20 protein-coding genes are annotated in these 23042 nt (G+C 69.8%); 12 read left to right on the top strand and 8 right to left on the bottom strand.

Annotation, left to right across the window (positions count from 1 at the left end):
• Both ADBZ5U_RS04650 and ADBZ5U_RS04645 read left to right on the top strand, forming a co-directional pair.
• Positions 1-960, top strand: a 960-nt coding sequence (locus ADBZ5U_RS04650) for a carboxylesterase family protein (protein WP_526262852.1), incomplete at its 5' end; no start/stop codon positions are given.
• An 89-nt stretch (positions 961-1049) separates the two neighbouring features.
• Positions 1050-3044, top strand: a complete 1995-nt coding sequence (locus ADBZ5U_RS04645) for a DUF7064 domain-containing protein (protein WP_526262850.1) — start codon at positions 1050-1052, stop codon at positions 3042-3044.
• Here ADBZ5U_RS04645 and ADBZ5U_RS04640 read toward each other — a convergent pair.
• Complete coding sequence (locus tag ADBZ5U_RS04640) at positions 3034-3501, bottom strand: RDD family protein (protein ID WP_526262862.1); 468 nt, start codon at positions 3499-3501, stop codon at positions 3034-3036. The genes ADBZ5U_RS04645 and ADBZ5U_RS04640 overlap by 11 nt on opposite strands.
• A gap of 333 nt (positions 3502-3834) precedes the next feature.
• Between ADBZ5U_RS04640 and ADBZ5U_RS04635 the strand changes: the two genes are divergently transcribed.
• A complete protein-coding gene (locus ADBZ5U_RS04635) occupies positions 3835-4527 on the top strand; it encodes an MBL fold metallo-hydrolase (protein WP_526262848.1) in 693 nt (230 codons plus the stop codon).
• Here ADBZ5U_RS04635 and ADBZ5U_RS04630 read toward each other — a convergent pair.
• Complete coding sequence (locus tag ADBZ5U_RS04630) at positions 4511-7384, bottom strand: aminotransferase (RefSeq protein WP_526262846.1); 2874 nt, start codon at positions 7382-7384, stop codon at positions 4511-4513. The two genes, ADBZ5U_RS04635 and ADBZ5U_RS04630, sit on opposite strands and share 17 nt — an antisense overlap.
• A 50-nt stretch (positions 7385-7434) precedes the next feature.
• Between ADBZ5U_RS04630 and ADBZ5U_RS04625 the strand changes: the two genes are divergently transcribed.
• Positions 7435-7986, top strand: coding sequence for an isochorismatase family protein (locus tag ADBZ5U_RS04625; protein ID WP_526262844.1), 552 nt, complete (start codon positions 7435-7437; stop codon positions 7984-7986).
• Between the two features lies 1 nt (position 7987).
• On the opposite strand, the gene ADBZ5U_RS04620 is transcribed toward ADBZ5U_RS04625, so the two are convergent.
• From ADBZ5U_RS04620 to ADBZ5U_RS04595, 6 genes are all read right to left on the bottom strand, one after another.
• Positions 7988-8644, bottom strand: a complete 657-nt coding sequence (locus ADBZ5U_RS04620; RefSeq protein WP_526262842.1) for a VTT domain-containing protein — start codon at positions 8642-8644, stop codon at positions 7988-7990.
• A 3-nt stretch (positions 8645-8647) separates the two neighbouring features.
• Complete coding sequence (locus ADBZ5U_RS04615) at positions 8648-9442, bottom strand: ABC transporter permease (protein WP_526262839.1); 795 nt, start codon at positions 9440-9442, stop codon at positions 8648-8650.
• Positions 9439-10314, bottom strand: coding sequence for an ABC transporter permease (locus ADBZ5U_RS04610; RefSeq protein WP_526262837.1), 876 nt, complete (start codon positions 10312-10314; stop codon positions 9439-9441). The genes ADBZ5U_RS04615 and ADBZ5U_RS04610 overlap by 4 nt, the downstream gene beginning before the upstream one ends.
• A gap of 4 nt (positions 10315-10318) precedes the next feature.
• Entirely contained in the window at positions 10319-11509 is a 1191-nt protein-coding gene (locus ADBZ5U_RS04605) for a polyamine ABC transporter substrate-binding protein (RefSeq protein WP_526262835.1), read from the bottom strand.
• 23 nt (positions 11510-11532) lie between these two features.
• Positions 11533-12666: an ABC transporter ATP-binding protein gene (locus tag ADBZ5U_RS04600; RefSeq protein WP_526262833.1), complete on the bottom strand. Its 1134-nt coding sequence runs from the start codon at positions 12664-12666 to the stop codon at positions 11533-11535.
• A gap of 274 nt (positions 12667-12940) precedes the next feature.
• Positions 12941-13762, bottom strand: coding sequence for an SDR family NAD(P)-dependent oxidoreductase (locus ADBZ5U_RS04595; RefSeq protein WP_526262831.1), 822 nt, complete (start codon positions 13760-13762; stop codon positions 12941-12943).
• Between the two features lie 156 nt (positions 13763-13918).
• Between ADBZ5U_RS04595 and ADBZ5U_RS04590 the strand changes: the two genes are divergently transcribed.
• The 8 genes from ADBZ5U_RS04590 to ADBZ5U_RS04555 all read left to right on the top strand — a co-directional run.
• Positions 13919-14725, top strand: a complete 807-nt coding sequence (locus ADBZ5U_RS04590; protein WP_526262828.1) for an MlaE family ABC transporter permease — start codon at positions 13919-13921, stop codon at positions 14723-14725.
• Positions 14726-14750: 25 nt separating this feature from the next.
• Positions 14751-15599 (top strand): MlaE family ABC transporter permease, encoded by an 849-nt coding sequence (locus tag ADBZ5U_RS04585; RefSeq protein WP_526262860.1) that lies wholly within the window; start codon positions 14751-14753, stop codon positions 15597-15599.
• Positions 15600-15601: 2 nt separating this feature from the next.
• Entirely contained in the window at positions 15602-16807 is a 1206-nt protein-coding gene (locus tag ADBZ5U_RS04580) for an MCE family protein (protein ID WP_526262858.1), read from the top strand.
• Positions 16804-17829 (top strand): MCE family protein, encoded by a 1026-nt coding sequence (locus ADBZ5U_RS04575; RefSeq protein ID WP_526262826.1) that lies wholly within the window; start codon positions 16804-16806, stop codon positions 17827-17829. The genes ADBZ5U_RS04580 and ADBZ5U_RS04575 overlap by 4 nt, the downstream gene beginning before the upstream one ends.
• Positions 17829-18938: an MCE family protein gene (locus tag ADBZ5U_RS04570; protein ID WP_526262856.1), complete on the top strand. Its 1110-nt coding sequence runs from the start codon at positions 17829-17831 to the stop codon at positions 18936-18938. Before ADBZ5U_RS04575 ends, ADBZ5U_RS04570 begins: the two co-directional genes overlap by 1 nt.
• Complete coding sequence (locus ADBZ5U_RS04565) at positions 18938-20452, top strand: MCE family protein (RefSeq protein ID WP_526262824.1); 1515 nt, start codon at positions 18938-18940, stop codon at positions 20450-20452. Before ADBZ5U_RS04570 ends, ADBZ5U_RS04565 begins: the two co-directional genes overlap by 1 nt.
• Before the next feature lie 5 nt (positions 20453-20457).
• The gene (locus tag ADBZ5U_RS04560) at positions 20458-21687 is read left to right on the top strand and encodes an MCE family protein (RefSeq protein WP_526262854.1); all 1230 of its coding nucleotides are present in this window, start codon (positions 20458-20460) and stop codon (positions 21685-21687) included.
• A partial coding sequence (locus ADBZ5U_RS04555; RefSeq protein WP_526262822.1) for an MCE family protein occupies positions 21687-23042 on the top strand: 1356 nt, incomplete at its 3' end. The genes ADBZ5U_RS04560 and ADBZ5U_RS04555, both read left to right, overlap by 1 nt.

Here is a 23042-nt window from a genome sequence, read left to right as displayed (position 1 = left end):
GGCAACGTGACGATCTTCGGCGAGAGCGCCGGGGCCCATGTGGTGGCCACCCTGCTCGGCGTCCCGGCAGCCGAAGGCCTCTTCCATCAAGCGATTTCGCAGAGTCCGGCCTCGGGCATGGTCAGCTCGCAGGAGGTGGCCGCGAAATTCGCCGAACGGTTCGTCGACCGGATCGGCGCGGACCGCGGCAACCCCGGCCCGGCCTTGCTGCGCGCCACGCCCGGCGAATTGGTCGCGGCCACCAACCATCTGATGAAACACAGCCTCAGTGACATGCTCGGCGCCTCGGCGGTGGGGCCCACCCACGGCGACGACTTCCTGCCGCTGGACCCGTTCGAGGCGATGAGACAGGGTGTGGCGCACAAGGTTCCGCTGATCGTCGGCACAAACGCCGATGAGGGACGCCTGTTCACCCGGTTCCTCAAGCTGCTGCCCACCAGTGAGCACGCCATCGAACGTGTGCTGACCCACACCCCGACCGAGGTCCGCGAACGCGTTCTGGCCGCCTACCCGCTGTATCCCGACCGCAAGGCCTGCATCGAGTTCGGCGGGGACATGATCTTCGGCACCGCCGCCTGGCAGATCGCCGAGGCACACGCCAAGCTGGCACCCACCTACGTCTACCGCTACGACTTCGCGCCGCGCACCCTGCACTGGGCCGGCCTGGGCGCCACCCACGCCACCGAACTTCTCGCGGTGTTCGGCATCTACCGCTCCCGGGTCGGGGCGGTGCTGACCGCAGGCGTGGATCAGCGGGCCGCGGTCAAGGTCAGCCACCAGGTGCAGCACCGCTGGCAGGAGTTCAGCCGGACCGGAGTGCCGGGCGACGACTGGCCTGCCTACAACCACACCGAGCGCCCGGTGCTGGTGTTCGACCGGCACACCCACGTCGAATACGACCCGAACCCGCACCGCCGCCGGGCCTGGGCAGGTTTCACGCTCGACCGCGACGCTCCCTGACGTACCCGGAGGGAAATCATGGAGACCAATGACCGCGATCGGCGAATGGCTGAGTTGGCAGCTGTGCCGCTGTTGACGTCGACGACCACATGACCGCCGCCGCCCCGATCGAACGCCCCGAGGACCTCACCGCGGGTTGGCTGACCGAGACACTCGGGGCCGGCCGGGTCGGGGGCTTCACCGTCGAGCGCATCGGCACCGGCCAGATGAGCGAGTGCTACCGGGTCGCGCTGACCTACGCCGAGGGCGACGGGCCCGCCTCGGTGGTGCTCAAGGTGGCGGCCAGTGACCCGATGAGCCGCGGCACCGGGCAGGCACTGGGTCTCTACGAACGCGAGGTGCAGTTCTACTCCGACGTCGCACCGCGGTTGGGCGGCCCGGTTGCCCGGTGCTTCCACGCCTCCTATCAACCCGAGACCGGGATGTTCACCCTGCTGATCGACGACGCCGCCCCCGCCGAGGTGGGCGACGAAATCAGTGGCGCCACAATCGAAGACGCCAAACTGGCGCTGACCCGACTGGGTCGCCTGCACGCCCCGCTGATCGGCAGCGAGAGCCCGGCCGAGGCGCCGTGGCTGAACCGGGTGACCCCGATGAACCAGGCCCTGATCACCGGCCTGTTCAACGGGTTCGTCGACCGCTACGGCGAATCCATCACACCGCAGCAGCGGCTGGTCGGCCGTCGCCTGGTGGACAGCTTCGACGCCCACCTGGCCCGCGAGGCCGCCGAAGACCGGGTCAAGGGTCTGGTGCACGGCGACTACCGCCTGGACAACATGCTGTTCGGCCGCCCCGGGTCGCTACGCGACCTGACCGTGGTGGACTGGCAGACCGTCACCTGGGGGCCGGCCCTGACCGATGTCGCGTACTTCCTTGGCTGCGCCCTGCGCACCGAGGACCGCCGGGCGCACTACGACGAACTGCTGGCCGCCTATCACGCCGGCCTCGGTCCGAACCCCCCGATGACCCTCGAACAGGTCCGCGACGGGGTGCGCCGGCAGAGTTTCTTCGGGGTGATGATGGCCATCGTGTCCTCGATGCTGGTCGAGCGCACCGAACGCGGCGATCAGATGTTCCTGACCATGATGGACCGGCACAGCAGCCATGTCCTGGACACCGGGGCGCTGGAGGTGCTGCCCCAGCCCGTGGAAAGCCCAGCGCTGCAGCCGGATCCGGCCGACGAAGCCGCCCACGCCCCGGGCGAAGAGCCGCTCTGGAACGAAAGCTGGTACTGGGACTTCGCCGACCCCGAGCAGGGCGTCGGCGGCTGGATCCGGCTGGGCCTGGTCCCCAACCAGAACCTGGCCTGGATCAACGCCCTGGTCTGCGGACCCGACATGCCGACCGTGGCACTGCTGGACTTCCACGCCCCGCTGCCGGCGAATCCCAACGACCTGCGGGCCGGTGACATCGAGATGCGCCACGGCGCAACGGTTCCGCTGCAGACCTATCGGGTGTCGGTGGCCGGCCCGGCGCGTTCCCATGACGACCCGGCCGGACTGCTGCACGAACAGTCCGGCGAACCGGCGCAGCTGGCGATGGACCTGACCTGGGACACCAGTGGCACCCCGTACGCCTACCGGATCGCCACCCGCTACGAAATCCCCTGCACGGTAACCGGAACCGTGACCATCGACGGCGAGCGCTACACCCTCAACGCGGTGCCCGGCCAACGTGACCACAGCCATGGCGTCCGGGACTGGTGGAGCATGGACTGGGTGTGGAGTGCGCTGCACCTCGACGACGGCACCCACCTGCACGGGGTGGATCTGCGCATCCCCGGCATGCCGCCGGTCAGCGTCGGCTACATCCAGCCACCCGGCCGACCGGTGATCGAGACCACGTCGGTCACCACCGATGCGGCGTTGGCCGACAACGGATTACCGGAGACCACCACACTGACCATGCAGCCCGGTCCGCTGGTGGCCGGCATCCACGTACAGGGGAACGCGCCGGTGCGATTGGTCGCCCCGGACGGGCGGGTCAGCTTCTTCCCGCGGGCGTGGGCGACGGTGCGGACCGCCGACGGCCGAACAGGCGTGGGCTGGCTGGAGTGGAACCGCAACCAGACGGCTAGCTCTTGACGACCTGGGTGCCGCCGGCCAGTTCGTCGTGCTTGCCCTGCTTGGTGGGGCTGTTGCTGATGGTCACCGCGATCACGATGATCGCGACGACGCCCAGCAGACCGCCGACGTAGGGGATGACCGGCAGCAGCGTCCAGGCGTTGCGGATGGCCGACTGCCTGAAGTCCGGCTTGGGGGCGCCGCCGGCCCCCCGCACCGACATCCCGAGCAATCTCTTGCCCAGCGTGCGGCCCTGGGTGACCTCCATCGCCACGAAGTAGGCGAACATCAGGACCCCGGTGAACAGCCCGGTGACCATGATGCTGCCCGTCGAGCCGAAGACCATCGCCAGCAGCCAGGACACGATCCCGACGAGGAACCCGTCGATGACCCGGGCGCCCCAGCGTTCCAGCAGGCCACCCGGCCGGCCGGCGTAGCCGTAACCGGTCTGCGGGTAGCCGGGGTAGTAACCGGCCACCGGCGGGTAACCCGGGGCCGGCGGCGGCGGGTAGCCGGGCCCGGTCTGCGGGAAGGCCGGCGCGGGCGGCGGGTAGCCCAGCCCCGGCTGCCCGGGATACCCGGCCGGCGGGGCCGGGTATTCCACCGGAGGCGCCGGGTAGTCCAACGGCGGTTGATAACCCGCGGGGGGAGGCGGCGGGTAGCCCGACGGCTGCCCGTAAACGTTGGGATCCTGGTCACCCGTGGTCATCGCACGCTCCTGTGAGTAGGTGTCTTCAATCTACCGGTCGCAACGGCGCCCGGCCCGACTCGGTTCCGGGCGCGTCGAAGTTGCCGGCAGTACCGTCGATCGGTGCACCACGACTGGCAGGAACTCGCCCCCGGCGTGCACCGGACCCGGCTGCCGTTCCTCGATGTCTCGGTCGGCCTGGTCGCCGGGGACGCGGGCCTGCTGCTGATCGACTGCGGAACGACGACCGCGGAGGCCGCCGCCGTCGCCGACGACGTACGCGACCTGACCGGTCGCGGCGTCACCCACGTGGTGTTGACCCACCACCACTTCGACCACATCCTCGGCTCGGCCGGGTTTGCGGACGCGCGGATCTACGCCGCCCCGCCGGTGGCGGTCGCGCTGAGCGGCCGGCTCGACGCGGTGTGTGCCGAGGCGCTGCGGTACGGGGCCGACCCCGACCAGGTGGCGCGGGCCGGCCGCGCGGTCCGCCCACCCGACCGCCTGGTGTGGGGCGCCGAGATCGACCTCGGCGGCCGTGCCGCCGAGGTCACCCATCCCGGCCCCGGACACACCGGCCACGATCTGGTCGTGGTGGTGGCGGGCAGTCCTACGGTGGTGTTCTGCGGCGATCTGGTCGAGGAGTCCGCCGACCCGGCCGTCGGCGCGGACGCCGACCCGGCCGCGTGGCCGGCCGCCCTGGACCGGGTGCTGGCCCTGGGTGGCGAGGACGCGGTCTACGTGCCCGGCCACGGTGCCACGGTGGACGCGGAATTCGTTCGCGCCCAACGGGACTGGCTCAGAAGCCGGTGGTGAGCACCCTTTCGAGGGTGTCGACGAAGAAATCCGCCGACCGGACGGTGATGCACATCGGCGGCTTCATCTTCAGCACGTTCTGCCGATCGCCGGTGGGCTGCACGATCACTCCCAGTTCGCGCATCCGCTCGCAGATCGCCGCGGTCTCGGCGACGGCCGGTTCCAGGGTGTCGCGGTCGCGGACCAGTTCGACCCCCAGGTACAGGCCGCTGCCGTGCACGGTGCCGATCAGCGGATGACGCCCGGCCAGCGCGGCTATCCGCGCCCTGAGATGGTCGCCGACCCGTAACGCGTTCTCCTGCATTCCTTCCCGCTCGATCACGTCGAGAACCGCCAACCCGACCACACACGACACCGGGCTGCCGCCGGCCGAGGAGAAGAAGTAGCCGCAGGATCGGTAGGCGTCGGCGATCGCCCTGGTGGTGATGACGGCGCCGAGTGGATGTCCGTTGCCCATCGCCTTGGCCACGCAGACGATGTCGGGGACGACGCCCTGCTGCTCGAAGGCCCAGAACCAGCGGCCGGTGCGGCCGTAGCCCACCTGCACCTCGTCGGCGATCGTCAGGCCGCCCGCATCCCGCACCGCGGCGTACACCGCCCGCAGATAACCGTCCGGCAGGGCCATCCCGCCGGCGTTGCCGTAGAACGGCTCGCAGATGAACGCCGCCGGCGGATGCCCCTGCGCGACGAGGTCTTCGACGATCGCCACCGCCTCGGGGGCGTAGCGGGAGGCGTCGGCGCCGCGGTGCGCGCCGCGATAGGCGTTGGGGGAGGGCACGGTGTGCACCCACGGCGGCCGGGTCGTCAGCGCGTTGGGGTTGTCGGCGATCGACGTCGAGATCGCGTCGGTGGCGTAGGTCCAGCCGTGGTAGGCCTCGGCGACGGCCACCACGTCGTGGCGTCCGGTTGCGGCCATCGCCAGCCGCAGCGCCAGGTCGTCGGCCTCGGAGCCGGAGTTGACCAGGAACACGGTGTCCAGCGGGTCGGGCAGGGTGGCGGCCAGCCGTTCGGACAGCGCCACCACGGCGCCGTAGTTGAACCTCGAGTTGGTGTTGAGCCGGCGCCACTGGCGGGCCACCGCGTCGGCCAGTTCAGTGCGGCCGTGGCCGAGCACGGCCACGTTGTTCACCATGTCCAGGTAGCTGCGGCCGTCGGTGCCGATGAGGTGTTCGCGCCAGCCCCGTTCGATCCGGGGCGGGTGCTCGTAGTAGTGCTCCTGGACGGTCGCGAAGGCGCGGGAGCGCCGCTGCCGCAATGCGGCGCTGTCGTCCTGCAGGCTGGGCAGGGCGGGCAGTCCGACCAGCACCGCCGGGTCGCTGACCCGGTGCAGCCAGCCCGCGGCGTACTCGGGGCGAACCACAAGCGGCGCCCCGCCGGCGCCGCGGAGAACCTGGATCCAGACCGGGCCGGTGACGTCGGCCAGCGCCGCACCCGCGGCCGCCTCACCGGGGGTGGCGCTCAGCGCGCCGACGATGTGCAGGGTCGCGTCGGCTCCGGTGAGCGTCAGTTCATTCGGGCCGGCGGCGACCGAGCCCGCCCACGGCGCCGTCAGCGCCAGTGACCCGGCCGGCCACAGTTGCAGGCCGGTGGCCACGGTCGCGGGGGAGACCTCGCTGAGGGTCTGCGACCGGGTCAGCCGGGCCTGCCCGAAGTCGCCGGCCGCCGCCGCGGCCCCGGCGGCGATGGCCGCGGCGGCCAGGCGGTCCTCGCAATCGGGCTCCAGCCAGACCCCGCCGTCCATGGCGTCGGATTCCACCGAGAAGTCAAGCCGCGCAACCGCACCGGGGTCGAGTCCGCGGATCAGCGGGGCGGCGCCGGCCACGTCCGGCGCCGGGCGGGCCAGGCCCAGCGCGTACCGGATCTGCGCGGTCATCACATCCATCGGGATCTCGCAGGCCCGCTCGAAGATCCGCCACTCGTGATCCAAAGCCGAAGTGGCGTAACTGTTCTCGGTGTCGATGGCGGTCTGGTGGACACCACTGACCACCAGCACCGCGGCCCGCAGCACCACCAACGGCCACAGCGCGTCGGTCTCGGCCGCCGACAGCGGACGCACCGCGTGGAACGCCTGGACGGCCGGCAGGGTGGCCGCCGGTTCGCAGCCGTCGTGGCGCAGCAGGGTGGCGACGGCGACGGCCAGTTCGGCCACCGCCCAGGACCGCATCAGATCACCGAAGTCGATCAGCCCGTCGGGCAGGCCGTCGGCGCACACCACGTTGTCGCCGGTGATGTCGCCGTGGATCACCTGCACCGGCAGGTCTTCGGCGACCTGGGCCACCGAACGCCAGGCCGCCGCCGCCGCCGACTCGACGGCACGACGACGGTGCTCGTCGCCGACGTGGGCGGCCAGCCCGCCGACGGTGCGCATCGCGTGCCGCAGGTCCCACTGCAACACCCGCTCCGCCCCGGGGTGGTCGAAACCCGCCAGCGCCCGGCAGGTGCGCCCGGCGACGTCGCCGAGGGCGGCGACCTGTGCCGGCCGCAGGTAACGGTCGCCGCTCAGCGTTCCGCCGGGAAGGTAGGCGATGATCCGGGCGAACAATCCGTCGACCTCGGCGATGGCGGCGCCGGGGTTCGCATTCCTGGCCGTCCGGAGATTCTCGCTGTCGCCGATGAAGGCGGCCGCGGCGTCCTGGGCCTCCAATTCGGTCCGACTGAACGCCGGGTTGGCGATCTTGAGCACGCCGACCGGCTCGCCGTCGCGGCGCAACAGGAAGTTGGCGTCCTGCTGGCTGCCCAGTGCGGTGGCCGCCGCGGTCAGGCCGAAGCGCTCGGCCGCGATGGCCCCGGCCTGTTCGGCGGTGACCGCCGGGATCCGCAGTTCGGCGGCTTCGAAGAAGTCGAACGGCATCAGCATTTCCCTCGTGAAGCGGCGATGCCACCGTACTTGCGGGTTACGGTGGGTCGGTGCGGGCGTTGATCGTGGTGGACGTGCAGAACGACTTCTGCGAGGGCGGGTCGCTGGCGGTCGAGGGCGGAACGCGGGTCGCCCGGGCCGTCGACGCCCTGCTGAAGGCGTCGCACGGCTACGACCACGTGGTGGCGACCAAGGACTTCCACATCGACCCGGGCCCGCACTTCTCCGACCGGCCCGACTTCGTGGACTCCTGGCCCCGGCATTGCGTGGCCGGCGGCACCGGCGCCGATTTCCCCGCCGCACTCGACCCCGCCCCGTTCGAGGCCGTGTTCCTCAAAGGCGCCCACTCCGCCGCCTACAGCGGTTTCGAGGGCGCCTGCGACGGTGTCGGCCTGGCCGATTGGCTTCATGCCCACGGCGTGGACGCGGTGGACATCGTCGGCATCGCCACCGACTACTGCGTCGGGGCCACCGCGCACGACGCCGTCCGCGCCGGCTTCGCCACCCGCGTTCTGGTCCCCCTGACGGCAGGAGTCGCCCCGCAGTCGACGGCGGACGCCCTGGCCGGAATGGCAAGTGCCGGAGTCGAACTGGTGCACTGAATCACCGGTCCCGCCGCAGCGATTCCCAGTCGTGCTCGGACTCGAGTTGGGCGATCAGCGCGCCGGTGCGCTCCTTGAACAACCGGGTCATCGCGATCCCGGCGATCACCATCACGACCAGCGCCACCCAGGAGAACCGGGCCAGCCACCGCTCGGCGGCCAACCCGAGGAAGTAGACCACCGCCGTGGTCCCGCCGGCCCAGGCCACCGCGCCGGTCGCGTTGGCCGCCAGGAACTTCGGGTAGCGCATGCGCAGTGCCCCGGCCAGCGGCCCGGCCAGGATGCGCAGGAACGCGATGAAGCGCCCGAAGAACACCGCCCACACGCCCCATCGGGCGAAGAGTTGCTTGGCCAGCGCGACGTGCCCGGGGCCGAAGTGGCCGGGGAACCGCCGCCCCAGCCTTTCGAACAGCCCCATCCCGAACCGCCGGCCGATGCTGTAACCGATCGAGTCGCCGACGATGGCCCCGGCCGTCGCCGAGGCGCCGACCAACACCGGGCTGATGTCCAGCGACCCGCGGGTGGACAGCAGGGCGGCGGTCACCAGTGTGATCTCGCCCGGCAACGGGATGCCCAGGCTCTCGAGGCCGATGACGACACCGACGACGAGATAGACCGCCAGTGGCGGGATGGACTGCAGAAACGATTCGACGTCCACGGGCTAAACGACCCGCTTGCGCCGGTAGAGCGTCCCGACGACCAGCAGGGTCAAGCTGATCAACAGGATGGCGGTGGCCAGCACGTTGATCTGCGGCGGCACAGCGGCTTTGGTGGCGGCGTTGACGTACAGCGGGTAGGTGACGGTCGATCCGCTGACGAAGTAGGTGATGATGAAGTCGTCCAGCGACAGCGCGAAGGACAGCATCGCCGCGGCGACGATACCGGGCACGATCAGGGGCAGGGTCACCTTGAAGAACGTCCGCACCGGTCCGGCTCCCAGGTCCAGCGAGGCGTCCTCCAGTGTCCAGTCGAAGCCCCGGATGCGGGCCCGGACCGTCATCGCGATGAAGCTGATCTGGAAGGCGACGTGGGCTATCACGATCGTCACGTAGCCGGTGGCCCACCCCATGCTCAGGAACAGGGTCAGCAGCGAGGCGCCCATCACCACCTCGGGCGAGGTCAGCGGCAGCACCATGAAAGTGTCGACCGCGCCGCGGCCCCGGAAACGCTGCCGGACGAGGGCGACGGCCACCAGGGTGCCCAGCACCAGCGCGATCGCGGTGGACACCGCCGCCACGTTCAGGCTCATCTTGAGTGCCTGCGCCAGCGCCGGGTACTTGAACGGGTGCGCCCAGTTGTCCAGCGTGAAGCCCTGCCAGGTGTAGTTGAACTTTCCGGCCGGGTCGTTGAACGAGAAGACGATGATCACCAGGATCGGCAGGAACAGGAACAGCAGGGTGAACGCCGCCCCGATCCGCAGCGCGAGGTCGCCGAGTTTGAGGCCGCCGAGGGTCACACCAGTTCCTCGGTGCCCAGCGCCCGGGTGTAGAGCAGCACCCCGACCAGGATCAGCGCCATCAGGACGAAGCTCATCGCCGCCGCCACCGGGTAGTCCTTGACCACGAGGAACTGCTTCTGAATCACGTTGCCGATCATGGTCGTCCCGGTGCTGCCCAGGTAGTCGGCGTTGATGAAGTCGCCGACGGCCGGGATGAACACCAGCAGGCTGCCGGCCAGCACACCGGGCATGGCCAGCGGAAGGATCACCTTGCCGAACATCCGGCCGTTGCCGGCGTAGAGATCCCGGGAGGCCTCCAGCAGTCGGGCGTCGATCTTCTCCAGGCTGACGTAGAGCGGCAGGATCATGAAGATGATCCAGTTGTAGGTCAGCCCGCCGACCACCGCCCAGCCCGTCGACAGCAGCCGGCCCTCGGCGGGCAGCAGCCCGACCGAACCGAGTGCGTCGACCACGAAGCCGTCGTCGGCCAGGATGGTCTTCCAGGCGATGGTGCGGATCAGGAAGGTCACGAAGAACGGCAGGATCACCAGTCCCAGAAGGAGATTCTTGAACCGGCCGGCCTTGAAGGCGATCACATAGGCCAGCGGGAAGGCGAGCAGCAGACACAGCACGGTGGCGCTCAGCGCGTAGCCGAACGACCGCAGGATCTGCTCGCGGTACTCGCTCAGTGCCCGGCCGTAATTGCCGAACTGCCAGGCGAAGGTCAGCTCGGGCAGGTAGACCGAACCGCTCATCGTCGACAGCGAGGTGCCCAACAGCGAGAAGAACGGCACCACGTAGAAGACGCCCAGATAGGCCAGCGCGGGCAGGACCATCAGATAAGGCGCGATCCTGCTGCGCTGCCGGGTGCTGCCGGCCACACCTGCCACGAGGTCAGCCGCCGGTGACGGCGGCGTAGGCCTTGTTGAACTCCTGGAACTGCTCGTCGGTGAGCGTCGGCCAGGACTTCAGCTTGTCCAGGGTCGCCTTCGGCGGGTTGATCAACGCGTTCGTGGCCAGCTCCGGGTCGATCTTGGTCAGCTCGTCGGTCATGTCGCTCAGCACCGGGACGTAGCGGGTGAACGCGATCAGCCTGGCGTAGTTGGCGCGGTCGTAGACGTAGTTGATCCACTCCTCGGCGGCCTTCTGGTTCTGCGTCGTGTAGGGAATCACCATGGTGTCCAGGAAAGTCGTGCTGCCCGACTCCGGCACCACGAACTTCAGGTCCGGGTTGTCCTTCTGCAGTTGCACCACGTCGCCGGAATAGGCCTGCGCCACAACGATGTTCCCGGCGGCCAGGTCGTCGGCGTAGTCGTTGCCGGTGAAGCGGCGGATCTGCCCCTTGTCCTTCTGCTCCTTGATCAGGTCGACGGCCTTGCGCACCGACTCGGTGCTGGGGTTCTCCGGCGACTGACCCAGGGACAGCATCAGCATGCCCAGCCCGTCCTGGGTGTCCGACAGCAGGCTGACCTTGCCCTTGAAGGCCGGATCCCACATGTCCTCGACCTTGGTCAGGTCGCGGCCGGTGGCGGCGCGGTTGTAGGCCAGGCCCACCATGCCGGACATGTACGGCGCGCTGAACTTGCGGCCCTCGTCGGCCTTGGACTTCAGCAGGTCGGGACGCAGGTTCTTCTTGTTGGTCCACCGGCTTTCACCGATCGGATTGAGCCAGTTCAGGCTGTTGAGCCGGGCGGCCATGAACTGCGTGGGCACCACCAGGTCGGCGCCGATGTCCTGCCTGCGCGAGAGCGGCTCCTTGTTCTTGGCGAACCACTCCTCGTTGTCGTTGAAGTCCTCCTTGTAGTCCACCGTCAGCCCGGAGGCGGTCTGGAACGCCGCGACGAAACCGTCGGCCATGTACAGCGGCCAGTTCGAGATCCGCAGCTTGCCCGACGCCTGGCCGCCGTCGTCGGCGGGGGCCAGCGGCTTGTCCGAGCCGGGTCCGGACGCCGACTTGTCCGGCGAACCGCACGCCGCCAGGAACGACGGGCCCAGGACCATCGCGGCCGCGGCGGCGGCGCCGCCGCCGATGAACCGCCGGCGCGAACTGAGGCGGGCCGCCAGGCGGGGATCGATCTCTGACATGGGTGTGCCTTTCGCTCGGTGTCTCAACGGGTTTCGGGGGAGGCGTCGAGCATCTCCTCGAGGCCTTCGGCGGTCGGGATGTCGGCTGCGGGCAGCACCAGCGAGGCCTCCGGCGCCCAGCCGGCGTAGACGTCGTCTCCGGGACGCAGCATCGGCAGGTCCTGTTCGGGGCCGGCGTGGGCGACGATGGGGGAGCCGTCGGCGGCCACCAGCGACAGCCGCAACACCGGACCCTGGAAGGTCAGGTCGGCGACGGTGGCCGCCACCGCCGCGGTCTCTCCGGTGGGCATGCCCACGGACACCCGCACCCGCTCCGGGCGGACCATCACGGTGGCCTGCCCGCCGGGTTCGATCGGGGTCTCGCCCGGCCGGGCCTTCAGGGTGGCGCCGAGCACGTCGACCTCGACGTAGTCGCGGTTGGCCCGCCCGGTCTGCCGGCCGGTCCAGAGGTTGGCCTGCCCGATGAAACCGGCGACGAACACGCTGGCGGGCCGGTCGTAGATCTCGGTGGGGGTGCCGATCTGTTCGACCCTCCCGGCGTTCATCACCGCGATCCGGTCGCTCATCGTCAGCGCCTCCTCCTGGTCGTGGGTCACGTAGACGAACGTGATCCCGACCTCGCGCTGGATGCGCTTGAGTTCGAACTGCATGACGTGACGCAGTTTGAGGTCCAGCGCGCCCAGCGGTTCGTCGAGGAGCAGGGCGCTGGGATAGTTCACCAGCGCCCGGGCCAGCGCCACCCGCTGCTGCTGGCCGCCGGACAGTTGCGCCGGCCTGCGCAGCGCGAAATCGGTGAGCCGGACGACCTCGATCATCTCGTCGACCCGCTTCTTGACCTCGCCCCTGTCCAGCTTGCGGCTGCGCGGTCCGTAGGCGACGTTGTCCCACACCGTCATGTGCGGGAACAGCGCGTAGTGCTGGAAGACGGTGTTGACGTTGCGTTTGTTGGGCGGAACGCGGGACACGTCCACGCCCTCCAGCCGGATGGCGCCGGTGGTCGGGGTCTCGAAGCCGGCGATCATCCGCAGCGTGGTCGTCTTGCCGCAGCCGGACGGACCCAGCAGCGAGAAGAACTCCCCGGCGCCGATCGAGAAGTCGGCGTCGGCCACCGCGACGTAGTCGTCGAAGCGTTTGGTCACATGGTCGATCTCGATCACCGGGCTGCCGTCGCCGCGGTGCGGCCGGACCTGCCCGGGCAGATGTCGGGTGCTGGCGGCGCCGGACTCGGTCAGGACCGTCCTCCTCGGCTCGTCAGGTGGCCTTCCCGGTAGACCCTCCGGGGTAAACTTTCGCGGATTTCGGCATCCTGCGCAACAGATTGCGCAACCGATTCCGCAAGAAGCGCCGTCGCGACAGTGCGGTTTCGCGCGTGACACGCCGCCGCGAAGTTGAAATCGGCACACTCGACGGCGGTCCGAAAGCGGAGCCGCCTCACATGTGCGCCCCGCCGTCGATCCGAACCTCGGTGCCGGTGATGAAGAAGGCCTCGGGACTGCCCAGCATCGCGACCACGGCGGCCACCGCGGCCGGGTCGGCGAAGATCGCCCCGCCCGGCAGCGGCAACCCGGGGGCGACGCGGGCGAAAAGCCGGTAGTCGGCGTCGGCCGGCAGACCGGGCCCGGCGCTCTGCCCGGACTCGCCGCTGCCGTCGGTCATCCCCGACGAGATGGACCCGGGCTGCACCGAGTTGAACCGGATGCCCTCCCTGGCGAACTCGGCGGCCAGGGCGTGCGTCATCGCCAGCACACCGCCCTTGGAGGCGGCGTAGGCAGACATGTACGGATGGGCGAAGGTCGCCGAGGTCGAACTGAAGTTGACAACCGCCGGGGCGGTTCCTTCCCGCAGCGCCGGCAGCGCCGCCCGGGTGACCAGGAAGGTGCCCACCAGGTTGACCCGCAGCACCCGCTCGAAATCGGCCAGCGCGGTGTCCAGGAAGTGCGCCGACCGCAGGATGCCCGCCGCGTTGACCAGGGTGTCGAGTCCGCCGAGGAACTCGACGGCCCGGCCCACCGCGGCGCCGACCGAGCCCTCGTCGCCGACGTCCATCGGCACAGTGCTCATCCGGTCGGCGGCGGCGCCCGCCCTGGACGCCGTGTCCGCCAGTCCGGCCGCGCTGACATCGGCGGCCGCCACCAGGCCGCCCTCACCCAGGATGCGAAGAGCACAGGCCTGGCCGATGCCGGAACCGGCGCCGGTGATCAGCACCCGGCGGTCGGTGTAGCGCTGCGGTCCGACGGACTCGGTGGTGGCCATGGCCGGGTGTGCTCCTGTCGCCGCGGGGTCGCCTCATTGTGCGCGCCACTCCGGGGATTCAGCGCACTCCCACGCAGATCTTCGCCTACATTCGGACGGAATCGCCGACACCCGGGTCGGCGCGGGGTTTCGCGGACGAAAAGAGCGCCCAGGCGGATGGCGGACAAGGCGGATCGCTGGTCCCCGGGCATCGCCTTGGGCAAGGGTGCCTCCAGTCCGATGGAGGCGGTCGGCGGGCTGTTCGCGATGTCCGCCGACGCCGTCCGCTACATCTTCCGCCGCCCGTTCCAGTGGCGGGAGTTCCTGGAGCAGTCCTGGTTCGTCGCCCGGGTGTCGCTGGCCCCCACGCTGCTGGTGGCCATCCCGTTCACCGTCCTGGTGAGCTTCACCCTCAACATCCTGCTGCGGGAACTCGGCGCGGCCGACCTGTCCGGCGCCGGGGCCGCCTTCGGCGCGGTCACACAGGTGGGCCCGCTGGTCACCGTGCTGATCGTCGCCGGGGCCGGCGCCACGGCGATGTGCGCCGACCTCGGATCGCGCACCATCCGCGAGGAGATCGACGCGATGGAGGTGCTGGGCATCAACCCGGTCCAGCGCCTGGTCACCCCGCGGATGCTGGCCTCGGGTCTGGTGGCGCTGCTGCTCAACTCGCTGGTGGTGATCATCGGCATCCTCGGCGGCTACGTGTTCTCGGTCTTCGTCCAGGACGTCAACCCCGGCGCGTTCGCCGCCGGCATCACTCTCCTCACCGGGGTGCCCGAGGTGATCATCTCCTGCGTCAAGGCTGCGTTGTTCGGGCTGATCGCCGGCCTGGTGGCCTGCTACCGCGGCCTGATGATCTCCGGCGGCGGGGCCAAAGCGGTCGGCAACGCCGTCAACGAGACCGTGGTCTACGCCTTCATGGCGCTGTTCGTGATCAACGTCGTGGTCACCGCCGTCGGCATCCGGCTGACCACGGGCTGAGGCGGGACCGATGTCAGCGAACAACATGACCGTCCTACGGGCCACCTACCCGCGCTTGTTCCGCCGGTTGGCCCTGCCGGTCGGCCTGTTCAGCAGGATCGGCGACCACACCCTGTTCTACGGCCGGGCCATCGCGGGCATGCCGCACGCACTGGTTCACTACCGCCGGGAGATCGTCCGCCTCATCGCCGAGATCAGCATGGGCGCCGGCACGCTGGCGATGATCGGCGGCACGGTGGCCATCGTCGGGTTCCTCACCCTGGCGGCCGGCGGCACCCTGGCCGTTCAGGGCTACTCGTCGCTGGGCGACATCGGCATCGAGGCGCTGACCGGCTTCCTGGCCGCGTTCATCAACGTGCGGATCTCCGCGCCGGTGGTGGCCGGGATCGGACTGGCCGCCACCTTCGGCGCCGGGGTGACCGCGCAGTTGGGCGCGATGCGCATCAACGAGGAGATCGACGCACTCGAGTCGATGGCCATCCGCCCGGTCGAGTACCTGGTGTCGACCCGACTGGTGGCGGGCCTGGTCGCGATCACTCCGCTGTACGCGATCGCGGTCATCCTGTCGTTCCTGGCCAGCCAGTTCGTGACGGTGGCACTCTTCGGGCAGTCCGCCGGGCTGTACGACCACTACTTCAACACCTTCCTCAATCCACTGGACCTGCTCTGGTCGTTCCTGCAGGCGGTGTTGATGGCGACCACGATCCTGCTGATCCACACCTACTTCGGCTACTTCGCCTCCGGCGGGCCGTCCGGGGTGGGTGTCGCGGTGGGCAACGCGGTGCGGACCTCGCTGATCGTGGTGGTGTCGGTGACTTTGCTTGTCTCCCTGGCGATCTACGGTTCCAACGGCAACTTCAACCTTTCCGGGTGACGATGACGACCCGGTCCGCCTTCGGCTCCCGTTACGCCCGCCCGCTGGCGGGCGTGCTGACCGTGCTCGCGCTGACCCTGGTGGTCGCGGTGTCGGTGGGCCTGTTCCAGGACCGGTTCACCAGGACGGTTCCGGTGACCGTGCTGGCCGACCGCGCCGGGCTGGTGATGTATCCGAACGCCAAGGTGAAGCTCAACGGCGCCCCGGTGGGCAAAGTCGCCTCGATCGAACCGCTGCCCGACGGCGGCGCGGCGCTGCACCTGGCGCTGGACCCGAAGTCCCTCGACGTCATCCCGGCCAACGTCGGCGCGGACATCACCTCCTCGACGGTGTTCGGATCCAAGTTCGTCGAACTGGTGCCGCCCGCCGAGCCGTCGGCGGAGGCGCTCGGCGCAGGGGCGACGATCCGGGGCGGCAAGGTCACCGTCGAACTGAACACGGTGTTCGAGAAACTCGTCTCGGTGCTCTCCGAGGTCGAACCCGCCAAGCTCAACCAGACCCTCGGGGCGATCTCCAAGTCGCTGGGCGGCCGCGGCGACAAGTTCGGCCAGACCCTCGTCGACCTCGACAGCGCCCTGGCCAAGCTGAACCCGTCGCTGGACAACCTCAACGCGGTGCTGCAGATCTCGCCGGGGGTCTTCGACTCCGTCGCCGACGCCTCCCCGGATCTGCTGGGGGTCGTCGCCAACACCACCCGGGTCGGCGACACCGTGGTGGATCAGCGCGACAGCCTGGACGCCCTGCTGCTCAGCGCGATCGGACTGGCCGACATCGGCACCGACGTGCTGTCGGAGAACCGCCAGTCGCTGGCCGACGTGGTGCACCTGCTGTTGCCCACCACCGACCTGACCAACCAGTACAGCCCGGCGCTGTACTGCGGCATCGCGGGCCTGCTGCCGTTGGCCAACGGGCCTGGCCTGTCCAGGCCGGGAGCCACTCTGCTGCAAGGCTTCTTCCTGGGACGCGAGCGCTACCGCTATCCGGCCAACCTGCCCAAGGTGGCGGCCAAGGGCGGCCCGCAGTGCACCGACCTGCCCAACGTCGGTTACGAACAACGCCCGCCGTATGTGGTCACCGACATCGGCGCCAACCAGGCGCAGTACGGCAACCAGGGCATCCTGCTCAACTCCGAGGGGCTCAAGCAGGCCCTGTTCGGCCCTCTGGACGGCCCGCCGCGCAACACCTCGCAGATCGGGATGCCCGGATGAGACCGCTGGGACGCACCGGAGTCAAGGTCGGGATCTTCGTGGCGGTGATGCTGACGGTCACCGCGTTGCTGTTCGCGATCTTCGGCCAGTACCGCGGCGGCCCGGAGAACACCTACACCGCCCTGTTCGACGACGTCTCCAGCCTGAAGTCCGGCGACTCGGTGCGGGTCGCCGGGGTGCGGGTCGGGTCGGTGAAAAGCGTTACGCTGCAACCCGACAACTCCGTCACCGTCGACTTCGGCGCCCAGCGCGACCTGGTGCTGACCTCGGGAACCAAGGCCGCGGTGCGCTACCTGAACCTGGTCGGTGACCGCTACCTGGAACTGATGGACAGTCCGGGATCCAGCCGGATACAGCCGCCCGGTTCGGTCATCCCGGCCGAACGCACAGAGGCCGCCCTCGACCTTGATCTGCTGCTGGGCGGCCTGAAACCCGTTGTGCAGGGGCTCAATCCGCAGGCGGTCAATGCGCTGACGGCCTCGCTGATTCAGATCCTGCAGGGTCAGGACGGCAACGTCGAGTCGCTGTTCGCCAAGTCCTCGGCGTTCTCCAACGCGCTTGCCGACAACAGCCAGACCGTGCAGCAACTGATCGACAACCTCAACGACGTGCTCGCCACCATCGACGCCAGCGGCGGTGAATTCTCCGGCGCGGTGGACAAGTTGGAGCAACTGGTCAGCGGACTGGCCGCCGACCGCGACCCGATCGGCAACGCGATCACGGCACTGGAGAGCGGCAGCGCGTCGCTGACCGACCTGCTCACCGGCGCCCGGCCCCCACTGGCCGGCACGGTGGACCAACTGGCCCGACTGGCGCCGTTGCTCGACGACGACAAAGAGACCCTCGACATCGCGTTGCAGAAGGCGCCCAAGAACTTCCGCAAGCTGGTGCGGCTGGGTTCTTACGGAAGCTGGATCAACCAGTACCTGTGCGGGATGTCGGTGCGCGTCACCGACCTGCAGGGCCGCACCGCCTACTTCCCGTGGATCATGCAGAACACCGGGAGGTGTGCCGAACCGTGATACTCAAGTACCGGGGCCCGCACCTCATCCGCGCCGGCTTCATCGGCGTGACGGTCATCCTGCTCATCATCACCGTCGGTCTGCAGCCCCAGCGGATCACCGAGTGGGCGACCGCGATCCGCCACCAGGCCTTGTTCACCGAAGCCGGTGGGCTGGCCCCGGGCAACGAGGTGAGGGTCTCCGGGGTCAAGGTCGGCACCGTCTCGAAAGTGGCGCTGCAGCAGGGCAAGGCCCTGGTGACCTTCATGGTCGACGGAAAGACCCGGCTCGGCTCGGACACCACCGCCAACATCCGCACCGGCACCCTGCTCGGTCAGCGGGTGCTCACCCTGGAGTCCAGCGGCCAGGGGACGCTGCGCGCCTCCGACGTGATCCCGACGACGCGCACCGGGTCCCCGTACTCGCTGACCGAGGCGCTCAGCGAGTTCACCGCCAACACCGCCGCCACCGACACCGCCGCGGTCAACCGGTCGCTGGACACCCTCTCGACCACCATCGACCGGCTGGCGCCGCAACTGGGGCCGACCTTCGAGGGGATCAGCCGAATCTCCAGGGCGCTCAACGAGCGCAACGGGTCGCTGGCCAACCTGCTCAAGACCGCCGCCGGCGTCACCGCAGTGCTGTCCGAACGCAGCCAGCAGGTCAACACCCTGATCCTCAACGCCAACGAACTGCTCGGCGTCCTCGAGCAGCGCCGCTACGCGATCGTCAACCTGCTGGCCAACACCTCGGCGCTGTCCCGGCAGTTGACCGGGCTGGTGGCCGACAACGAGGCCGAACTCGCACCGGCACTGACCAAGCTGAACTCGGTGACCGAGATGCTGCAGCGCAACAACGACAACGTCGCCCAGGCGATGGCGGGGCTGGCCAAGTTCCAGCTCACCCAGGCGGAGGCGGTCAACGGCGGCTTCTACTACAACGCCTTCGTGGCAAATCTCAGCCCGGCGCAGACGCTGCAGCCGTTCTTCGACTACGCGCTGGGCTACCGGCGCGGCGTGAACGCCGGACAACCGCCGGACAACGTCGGGCCGCGGGCGGAATTCCCGTTGCCCTACAACGGAATACCCCAGCCGAATGAGACCTGGGGTCCACCGCCGGGGCCGCCCTGATGACCCGCTCACGGCGCGCGGCGGCGATCGCCGCGGTACTTCTCCTGACCATCGCGGCCGCGGCCGCGGTCATGGTGCGCAACACCGTGCACAAAGCCACCACCATCACGGCGCTGTTCACCAGTGCGACCGCGATCTACCCCGGTGACCAGGTGCGGGTGGCGGGGGTCAGGGTGGGGACCGTCAAGGGCATCGAACCCCAGGGCACCAAGGCGAAACTGACTCTGGCGGTGGACCGTTCCGTGCCGATCCCGGCCGACGCCCGGGCGGTCATCGTCGCCCAGAACCTGGTGGGTGCGCGGTATGTGCAACTGGCGCCGGCGTTCGGGGCCGACGGCGACACCACCGGTCCGACGATGCCCGACGGCGCCGTCATCGACGTCGACCGCACCGCCGTGCCCGTGGAGTGGGACGAGATCAAGACCCAACTGATGCGGCTGTCCACCGACCTGGGGCCCGAAGCGGCGGCGTCGACGTCGTCGGTGGGCCGGTTCATCGACAGTGCCGCGGGCGCCCTGGACGGCAACGGCGACAAACTCCGCGAGACCATCCGGCAGCTGACCGGCCTGAGCCGGATCCTGGCCGACGGCAGCGGGAACATCACCGACGTCATCGCCAACCTGCAGACCTTCGTGACGGTGCTGCGGGACAGCAACGTCCAGATCGTGCAGTTCCAGGACCGGCTGGCCACCGTGTCCAGCGTGCTCGACGACAGCCGTTCGGACCTCGACGCGGCGCTGACCAACCTGACCGGTGCGGTGGACGATGTGAAGCGGTTCGTCGCGGGCAGCCGCAACCAGACCGCCGAGCAGGTCGGCCGGCTGGCGGACGTGGTCAAGAACCTCAGCGACAACCAGATGGCGCTGAAGAACCTGCTGCACGTGGCGCCCAACGCCATCGGGAACAGCTACAACATCTACAACCCCGACATTCAGAGCGCGCTGGGCGGTTTCGCGCTAGCGAACTTCTCCAACCCGCTGCAGGTGGTGTGCGCGGCGATCGGTGCGATCGAGAACGTCACCGCCGGCGAGACCGGCAAGCTGTGTTCGCAGTACCTCGGCCCGGCGCTGCGGCTGCTCAATTTCAATTACCTGCCGCTGCCGACGAACGTCTACCTGGGCAAGTCGCCCAGCCCGTGGAACCTGATCTACTCGGAGCCGCAACTGGCCCCCGGCGGGGGCGGCACCGGGCCGACGGTGGAGATTCCGCCGGAGATCTCGGCCTACACCGGTCTGAACGGGGACGTGCCCCCGCCGCCGGGTTGGGGCCCGCCCGGTCCGCCGGCGCCGCGCGGCGCCTACGCGCCCGACGGCCTGCCCGCCGATCCGCAACCGGCGCTGTACCCGGGCGCGCCGGTCCCGGCGGGGGTGCCGCACGGCCCGGCCCCGGCCGGCCCGTCCACCCTGACCGGGATGCTGATGCCGGCTCAACTGCCCGCCGAAGCCGCCGCCCCGGTGCCGCCGCCGCCGCCGGCGCCGGTGCCGCTGCCCCAGGGAGTGGGGGCCAACCCGTGACCGTCATGCGCGTGCGGAGGGGGATCGCGGCGGCCTGCCTGGCGGCGACTGTCAGCGGGTGCGGATTCGGCGGCCTGAACTCACTTCCGCTGCCCGGCGCGGTCGGCCGCGGCCCGGGCGCCGCCACCTATCACGTCGAACTGGCCAATGTCAGCACGCTGGAACCGAATTCGCCGGTGCTGGTCGGCGACGTGGTGGTCGGCAGCGTGAACCGCATGACGGTCAAGGACTGGCACGCCGACGTCGAGATCTCGGTCAAGCCGGACGTGGTGATCCCGGCCAACGCGGTCGCGACCGTGGGACAGACCAGCCTGCTGGGGTCGATGCACCTGGCCCTCAACCCGCCCCTGGGCCAGTCGCCGAGTGGACGACTGGCCACCGGCGCCACTCTCGGCCTGAACTCGTCGTCGACCTATCCGACCACCGAGCAGACGCTGTCGGCGCTGTCGGTGGTCGTCAACGGCGGGGGAGTGGGCCAGATCGGCGACATCATCGCCGAACTCAACCGGGCGCTCAACGGCCGCGAACCACAGATCAGGGATCTGCTGGTGCGACTCAACGACTTCGTCGGGGTGCTGGCCGACCAGCGCGACAGCATCAACGCGACGGTGGTGTCGCTGAACCGGGTGGCCGGCACCTTCGCCGGCCAGCGCGACGTGCTGACCCGGGCGCTGGACCGGATTCCGCCGGCGCTGGATGTGCTGGTAGCCGAAAGGCCAAGGCTCACCGAGGCATTGACCAAACTCGGCAATCTCAGCACCGTGGCCGCCGGCGTGGTCGACGACACCCGGGCCGACCTCATCCGCAACCTGCGCAACCTCGAGCCGACCCTGCGGTCGCTGGCCGACGTCGGACCGGGCCTGAATCAGGCGCTGGCCTACTTCACCGCGTTCCCGTACGGGCAGTCCACCATCGACCGCGCCATCCGCGGCGACTACCTCAACCAGTACATCATCTTCGACTTCACCGTCCCGCGGCTGAAGAAGACGCTGTTGCTGGGCACCCGCTGGGGGCAGGAGGGGGCCAAACTCGTTCCCGCGCCGGGTGATCCGTGGTACGCGACCTACACCTACGATCCGCTCAACGCGCCGTTCAGTCCGCCGCCGGCCGCGGTCGCCGGTGTGGCGCCCGACGCCGACCCCGACGCCGACCCACCCGCCCCGCCGCCGCCGGGGCCCGCGCCGAGTCCCGCGCCGGAGTCGAAACTGGCGCCGATGGACGGGGGTGGGCGCTGATGCTCACCCGCTTCGTGCGGATCCAGTTGATCCTTTTCACCATCGCCTCGATCGTCGGCATCACCGCGATGGTGCTGGTCTACATGCAACTGCCCACCCTGCTGGGCATCGGGCGGATGACGGTGACGCTGGAACTGCCCAGGACCGGCGGGCTGTACCGGTTCTCCAACGTCACCTACCGCGGCGTGCAGATCGGCAAGGTCACCGACGTCCACGCGACCCGGTCCGGCGCCGAGGCGACCCTGTCGCTGGCCACCTCACCGAAGATCCCGGCCGATCTGCAGGCCAGCGTGCTCAGCGTCTCGGCGGTGGGCGAGCAGTACGTCGACCTGCTGCCGCGCACCGACGAGGGGCCGTATCTGCGGAACGGTTCGGTGATACCGGTCGGCGACACCACCGTGCCGCAGCAGGTCGGCCCGTTGCTGGACCAGACCAGTGCGCTGCTCAAGAGCATCCCCAGGGAGAAGCTGTCGCGACTGCTCGACGAATCGTTCAAGGGACTCAACGGTTCCGGTGACGATCTGGCGGCGCTGCTGGATTCGGTGTCGACCGTGGCCAGGGACTTAGACAAGGTCGGGGACCGGGCCCGCGCCCTGGTCGACGACAGCAGACCGCTGCTGGAGGCCCAGAACGCCTCCGCCGAGGCGCTGCGCGTCTGGGCGCGCAGCCTGGCCGGGGTGACCGGCCAACTCAACACCAACGACCCGCAGTTGCGTTCGCTGCTGGCCGGTGCGCCCGGTGCCCTGGATGAGGGCGCCCGACTGCTCGCCGACGTCAAGCCCACGCTGCCGGTGCTGCTGGCCAACCTGACCACTGTCGGGCGGATCGCGGTGACCTACCGCCCGTCGCTGGAACAACTGCTCGTCCTGCTGCCGCCCTACATCGCCTCGGTGCAGGCGGTGGGGTTGCCCCGCAACAACCCCACCGGGTTCACCCAGGGCGACTTCACCCTCACCATCAGCGATCCGCCGGCCTGCACGGTGGGCTTCCTGCCGCCGTCGTCGTGGCGCTCCCCGTCGGACCTGTCCGACGTCGACACCCCCGACGGCCTGTACTGCAAGCTGCCGCAGGACTCGCCGATCGCGGTGCGCGGCGCACGCAACTACCCGTGCATGGGCCAGCCCGGGAAACGCGCGCCCACCGTCGAAATCTGCGAGAGCCAGGGCAACTTCGAACCGCTGGCGATGCGCCAGCACGCCCTGGGCCCCTACCCGTTCGATCCCAACCTGATCTCCCAGGGCATCCCGCCGGATGACCGGGTGACCCTCAACGACAACATCTACGGGCCGCTGGCGGGCACGCCGATGCCGCCCGCCGCCCCGCCGGCCGGGGGTGCTCCACCGCCGCCCCCACCG

The sequence above is a fragment of the Mycobacterium sp. genome, from assembly GCF_040398885.1.
GTDB lineage: Bacteria > Actinomycetota > Actinomycetes > Mycobacteriales > Mycobacteriaceae > Mycobacterium.
Note: the sequence above shows the minus strand (reverse complement) of the source record. Positions and strands in the feature narration are given on the sequence as shown.

Bases quoted from the DNA above. Each gene is read 5' to 3' on its own strand.
- ADBZ5U_RS04605 (WP_526262835.1), bottom strand. From the start codon at position 11,509: ATGTCAGAGATCGATCCCCGCCTGGCGGCCCGCCTCAGTTCGCGCCGG.
- ADBZ5U_RS04595 (WP_526262831.1), bottom strand. From the start codon at position 13,762: ATGGCCACCACCGAGTCCGTCGGACCGCAGCGCTACACCGACCGCCGG.
- ADBZ5U_RS04565 (WP_526262824.1), top strand. From the start codon at position 18,938: ATGACCCGCTCACGGCGCGCGGCGGCGATCGCCGCGGTACTTCTCCTG.
- ADBZ5U_RS04585 (WP_526262860.1), top strand. From the start codon at position 14,751: ATGACCGTCCTACGGGCCACCTACCCGCGCTTGTTCCGCCGGTTGGCC.
- ADBZ5U_RS04645 (WP_526262850.1), top strand. From the start codon at position 1,050: ATGACCGCCGCCGCCCCGATCGAACGCCCCGAGGACCTCACCGCGGGT.
- ADBZ5U_RS04560 (WP_526262854.1), top strand. From the start codon at position 20,458: ATGCGCGTGCGGAGGGGGATCGCGGCGGCCTGCCTGGCGGCGACTGTC.
- ADBZ5U_RS04580 (WP_526262858.1), top strand. From the start codon at position 15,602: ATGACGACCCGGTCCGCCTTCGGCTCCCGTTACGCCCGCCCGCTGGCG.
- ADBZ5U_RS04590 (WP_526262828.1), top strand. From the start codon at position 13,919: ATGGCGGACAAGGCGGATCGCTGGTCCCCGGGCATCGCCTTGGGCAAG.
- ADBZ5U_RS04575 (WP_526262826.1), top strand. From the start codon at position 16,804: ATGAGACCGCTGGGACGCACCGGAGTCAAGGTCGGGATCTTCGTGGCG.
- ADBZ5U_RS04630 (WP_526262846.1), bottom strand. From the start codon at position 7,384: ATGCTGATGCCGTTCGACTTCTTCGAAGCCGCCGAACTGCGGATCCCG.